This is a genomic window from Maritalea porphyrae (assembly GCF_027213965.1).
GTDB lineage: Bacteria > Pseudomonadota > Alphaproteobacteria > Rhizobiales > Devosiaceae > Maritalea > Maritalea porphyrae_A.
The window spans coordinates 1-364 of record NZ_JAPWGX010000019.1 but is presented as its reverse complement, the minus strand read 5'-3'; the positions used below and the strand labels follow the sequence as shown (position 1 = coordinate 364).

Sequence of the window (364 nt, the reverse complement as noted above, 5' to 3'; positions counted from 1 at the left end):
AAAGCTTCTACGAAAATAAAATTGAAAAAGTGTTTGACACTGTCAATTAAATCGCTAGAATGCACCTCCGCTTTGAGAGAAAAGCTTCTCGCAAAGCAAGCTCTTTAACAATATAGACCTATCAATCTGTGTGGGCACTCGTTGATGATAATCCAATTAGATACCTCGGTATCAAATTAGGTTTCAATGAAACGAAGTGACCATTGAATCTTCGGATTCAGCACAGTCAATTCAAGCATTACTTTATGTAATGTTCAGTATTCATTGAGCCGAACAAAATCTTAAATTGAAGAGTTTGATCATGGCTCAGATTGAACGCTGGCGGCAGGCCTAACACATGCAAGTCGAGCGGAAACGAGTTATC

General features: G+C 38.7%; 1 rRNA gene. It reads left to right on the top strand.

Features of this window, described 5'->3' with window-relative positions:
• Positions 1–283: 283 nt before the first annotated feature.
• Positions 284–364 (top strand): 16S ribosomal RNA (locus O4H47_RS17860); the annotation flags it as partial.